This window comes from Streptomyces albidochromogenes (assembly GCF_005981925.1).
In the GTDB taxonomy this organism is placed as follows: Bacteria; Actinomycetota; Actinomycetes; order Streptomycetales; family Streptomycetaceae; genus Streptomyces; species Streptomyces albidochromogenes.
The window spans coordinates 1-4916 of record NZ_VBVX01000414.1; the positions used below are offsets into that span (position 1 = coordinate 1).

Consider the following 4916-nt stretch of genomic DNA (forward strand, 5'->3'; position numbering starts at 1 on the left):
CACCACAGCCGCCCAGCACGCCCTCGGATGGCACCCCACCCGCAGCCTCACCGACATGTGCGCCGACGCCTGGCGATTCCAACAACTCAACCCCCACGGATACGCCGGCACCGCACGGCGGACGCACCGTCAGGACTGACGCCATGCGGATGACAGTCATCGGGACCGGTTACGTGGGGGCGGCCCATGCCGCGTGCATGGCGGACATCGGCCACCAGGTGCTCGGCGTCGACTCCGACACGAAGCGGATCGCTTCCCTGTCGGCTGGCCGGTCGCCCGTGCGCGAGGCCGGCCTGGACGAACTCCTCGCCAGGAACCTCGCGTCGGGCCGGCTCCGGTTCTCCACCTCCCTCGCGGAGGCCGCCTCCTTCGCGAGGACCCACATCATGTGCGTCGGCACCCCGCGGCGGCCCGACAGCGACTTCGCCGACCTGCGGTACGTCGACATGGTCGTGGACGGCCTCGCACGGCACCTGCGCCCCGGCAGCCTGGTCGTGGGCAGGTCGACCGTGCCCGTCGGCACGGCCGCGCGGATCGGGCGGCACCTCGCCGCCGTCACCCGGGGCGCCGAAGTCGCGTGGAACCCGGAGTTCCTGCGCCAGGGATCGGCCGTCGAGGACACCATGCGGCCCGAGCGGATCGTCGTGGGCGTCACCTCCGCGCACGCCGAAACCGTCCTGCGGGCGGTGTACGCGCCCATGCTGCGCACCGGAGTCCCGTTCTTCAGCACCGACCCCGCCACGGCCGAACTGGTCAAGGTCGCGGCCAACTCCTTCCTCGCCACCAAGATCTCCTTCATCAACGCGATGGCCGAGGTGTGCGACGCGGCGGGCGCCGACGTGGCGGTCCTGGCCCGGGCCGTCGGCGCGGACTCCCGGATCGGCGCGACCTACCTCGAACCCGGCCTCGGCTTCGGCGGCAGCAGCTTCCCCAGGGACTTCCGTGCCTTCGCGGCCCGCGCCGAGGAGCTCGGAGCCGGCGAGGCGGTGGCCTTCCTGCACGAGGTCGACCGCATCAACACCCGGCAGCGGCGGCGCACCGTGGCCCTGGCCAGGCGGCTGGCCGGCGGGTCGTTCGCCGGGCGCCGGATCGCCGTACTCGGCGCGTCCTTCAAGCCGGGCAGCGACGACGTGCGCGACTCGCCCGCGCTCGCCGTGGCGGCAGCGGTGCGCCAGCAGGGGGCCACGGTGCGCGTGCACGATCCGCGGGCCCTGGACAATGCCCGGGCGGCCCTCCCCGACCTGGAGTACGCCCACGACGTCACCACCGCGTGCGAGAACGCGGATCTCGTCCTGCACCTCACGCCCTGGCCGGAGTACCGCGCCATCGAACCCGTCGCCCTCGCCGCCGTGGTGCGCACACCGCTGCTGCTGGAGGCCCGCAACAGCCTCGACGCCCGCCGGTGGCGCGCGGCCGGCTGGTCGCTGCACGCGCTCGGCCGCCCCATCGGCGGGACGTCGTGGTGAGCGGCGGCGCCGCGGGTCAGCGCAGCCGGTCCACCGCCCCGACCGCTCTGACGGCGGCCCGGTACACCGCCGGGTTGGCGCGGACCGCCGCGCGCGCGGTACGGCCCGACGTCATCCGCAGCCGGCACAGCGCCGCTTTGGGCGTGTGCCGGTCGACGTAGCCCTCGCTGACGCTCAGGTCCGCCGTCTTGAGCGCGTCCTTGTAGCGGGCGGTGCCCTTGCCCATGTCGACGCGTGCGATGCCGCGTTCCGCGGCGGCCTCGGCGAGTTCGAGGTGGAGCAGGATTCCGGGCGAGTAGCGGGCGAAGCGGGTGTCGTAGGTGGGGAACCAGGTGGCGAGCACCTGACGCGAGCGCAGCCCGTAGAGCATGGCTACGGGCTCTTCGCCCGCGTAGAGGACGGACAGGGTGCCGGAGCAGGACTCGGAGGGCAGATCGAAGAGCTCCCACAGGATGGTGCGGAACCACTCCTGGGAGAGCAGGTCCCGACGCCCCTTCTCCCGCTGCTGCGCGGACTTCCAGCGGATCAGGGTGTCCAGGAGCGCCGGTTCGGACCTGTGGAAGTCCAGCCGGAGCGGGCCCACTTCCCGGGTCAGCCTCCGCTCCTGGCCCCGCGCGGCCCGGAGGAACTTGTGCCCCAGGCGTTCGAGGTAGGTGTGATGGCCGCCGTCCAGTTCCATGACGGGTGAGGCGGCTCGGGCCCGGGGCGTGCCCGCTGTCTCGAAGGGGGTCTGCCCCGCGGCCAGGTGGTCGTACTCCCAGATGGCCAGGTCGCACGCGCGGAGCAGTTCCGCCGGCCGCCAGTCGAGGTCCGGCAGGTGGATCAGGCCCTGGCAGTCGCAGAAGCCGGAGCCGATGGGTTTGCCGGAGCCGAGGGCATGCCGTTCGAAGGGGAAGAACCCGACGGTACGGGAGTCCTCGGCGAGCCGCGCCACCCGGGCCGTGGGGCGCCGGCGCCCCACGGCCCGGGTGAACTCCGGGGAAAGGAAGGGATTGGCCAGTTCCGGGTCGGCGCTCTGCATGGCCTCCCACGCGGCGATGTCGGAAGCGGTCAGCTCGTCGGGGCGCAGGACCGTCACCTGCATCGGGATCACCTCAGTTGTACCGGGAGATGACGGCGGAGTAGTCCGCGAGCGACGAACCGGGGGTGCCGTCGTAGAGGTTGCTGTCGAAGGCCCACATCAGCCCCTGCAGTCCGCAGCTGCGCATCTGGTCGGCCGCGTCGCTCATGACGCCGGGGTAGTAGGCGCTCACCTGGGGCCCGGCGCTCTCTCCGCTCACCAGGGCGAAGTCGTAGTGCCGGGCGATACGGGTGACCCAGCGCATCGACGACCACGCGTCCGGAACGTGGCGGGGCGGGTCCAGGACGTCCACGTGGCGGTCGGTGGCTTCGCAGCCGTTGTTCGCCGGCTCCCCCGTGCCGTCCACGAGCGAGGTCGGTACGACGTGCACGTTCCGGTGGTCGCGGACGTAGCCCAGGGTCTTGAAGAACCCCGCTCCGAGGGGGACCAGCCGGTTCTCGACCGTCGTGTCCAGGTAGTGCTCCACGGCCCGCCGGTAGTCCCCCGGGTAGTAGCCGGTGCCCGCTACGAGGACCTTCAGGAACCCGTCGTAGCGCAGGGACTTGTAGTACTCGATCTGCCAGTTCACCGCGTCGGCCAGTGCCCGCAGGTACCAGTCGTACCACTCGCGCACCTGGTCCTCGGTGAAGTCCTTCCCCTCGTGGTCGCGCTGGCCCGGTCTCCAGCCCGGGAAGGGGTTCGCGGGGGCGCTGGGCGGCCGCCCCGCCCGGTCCGGGCTCTGGGCATTGTCGTCGAACGCCCAGTAGGCGTGTTCGCGCGTGAGCTCGTCTTCGGTCGAGGGATAGCTGAACTCGCCGGTGCCGCTCACCCCGACCCGGACCGCCCAGAAGTTCGCCAGTCCGATGTCGCGGGCCACCCGGTCGATGTAGCGCTGCGCCTTCTCGCGCACGGTCCGGCTGAAGACCATGTTGGGGGCTTCGGTGAGGCGGTTCCCGTACTGGTCCACATAGGCGGCTTCCGGATAGTCCTCGAAGAGCCAGCTCGGCGCGTGGTGCAGGCCGAGGCTGACCTCGACGAGCGACCCCGCCCGCTGGAACCGTTCCAGTTCGCTCTTGACGCTTTCCAGGTACGTGGAGGAGTACTCCCCCTCGCTGGTCTCGTACCGGTTCCAGAAGATCTGCAGGTGGGCGACCTGAATGCCGTTGCTCCGCTCCAGGTCCGCCTTCTCGGGCATGGTCTGCAGCGTCCCGAACTCGTATCGCGGGCCTTCGCCGCGCTGGGGCGCTCCGGCGCAGGCCACGACGAGAAGGGCCACCGCGACGATGCCGATGTGCCTGCGGTAGACCGCGGCCCGGGTGGCCGCGCGTCGGAACGCTTCTCGCCGTGCCGGTGTCATGCGAGGGCCTCCTGGTACAAACGTTCGTACTGCGCTCGGAAACACTCGGGCCCGAACCGCTTCTCCACCGTGGCACGCCCGCGCCGCGCCAGCATCTCCCAGCGCTGGGGTTGCTCCAGCAACCGCGTCAGCAGTTCACCCGTCCGCAGTCGGTCACCGACGGGAGCGCGCAGCCCCGCGTCGCCCAGCGCGGCGAACTGCGGGAGATCGCTGAGGATCACCGGGCGGCCGGTGGCCAGCGCTTCCAGGACGACGAAGGGGAGGTCCGCCTTCCCGCCGAGTGAGCGCGGGGGGAAGAGAAGTACGTCGGCTGCCGCCAGCAGCCCCGGCATGTCGGGGACGTGGCCGCGCACGTCGATCCCGGGAAGGCCCTGCTGGGCCGCGAAGGCCCGCAGGGCCGCCTCCAGCGCGCGCACGTTCTGCCCCGGCCGGCCTCGCATGGCCAGGACCAGGCGCAATCGCGTACCGGAGCGGTGCGCCTGCGCCGCGGCGGCGATCGCCTCGTGCGCGCCGCCCTGCGCGTCGTGGTGGCCGGCGAACAGCACGAGGGGGGTGCCGGAAGCGCGCGGCCGCCACGGCCACCGGTCCAGCGGGATCACGGGCGGGATCACCCGGACGTCCGCGAACCCGGCCGCGCGCAACCGCCCGGCCGTCGCCTCGGACAGGGCGACCGTCACTCCGAGCGGGCGCGCCCCGTCCAGCAGGCCCATGTCCATCACCCCCGGCACGGTGTGGATGACGGGACCACCACCGAGCAGCCCCCGCCGCAGCCGGGAGTACAGCGGATACGACCTGCCGATCGTCAGGATGGCGTGCACGAGATCCGTGCGCCGCGCCAGGACGCTCCCGGCCAGGGCCGCCTGGAGCCGCTCGGGGATGTGCGGGGCGCCGTCCCGCGTCACGATGGGGACACCTCGGCCGCGTGCCGCCCCGGGCGGCCCGTGCGGCGGCCACCGGGTGAACCACAGGAACTCGCGCTCCGGCATGCAGTCCACGATCTGTCTCTTATACACCTCTGACGCTGCCGACGATC

General features: G+C 72.3%; 4 protein-coding genes. 1 reads left to right on the forward strand and 3 read right to left on the reverse strand.

Annotation, left to right across the window (positions count from 1 at the left end):
• Positions 1 to 143: 143 nt before the first annotated feature.
• Positions 144 to 1466: a UDP-glucose dehydrogenase family protein gene (locus E2E34_RS31400; protein ID WP_138905248.1), complete on the forward strand. Its 1323-nt coding sequence runs from the start codon at positions 144 to 146 to the stop codon at positions 1464 to 1466.
• 16 nt (positions 1467 to 1482) lie between these two features.
• Here the strand turns inward: E2E34_RS31400 and E2E34_RS31405 are convergent, their stop codons facing one another.
• From E2E34_RS31405 to E2E34_RS37660, 3 genes are all read right to left on the reverse strand, one after another.
• Entirely contained in the window at positions 1483 to 2550 is a 1068-nt protein-coding gene (locus E2E34_RS31405) for a GNAT family N-acetyltransferase (RefSeq protein ID WP_138905249.1), read from the reverse strand.
• 10 nt (positions 2551 to 2560) lie between these two features.
• Positions 2561 to 3883 carry a beta-galactosidase gene (locus tag E2E34_RS31410; protein ID WP_138905250.1) on the reverse strand — a complete coding sequence of 441 codons (1323 nt, stop codon included), beginning with the start codon at positions 3881 to 3883 and terminating at the stop codon, positions 2561 to 2563.
• Positions 3880 to 4916 (reverse strand): glycosyltransferase family 4 protein (locus E2E34_RS37660; protein WP_208765391.1); only part of this gene is annotated, 1037 nt, incomplete at its 5' end. The genes E2E34_RS37660 and E2E34_RS31410, both read right to left, overlap by 4 nt.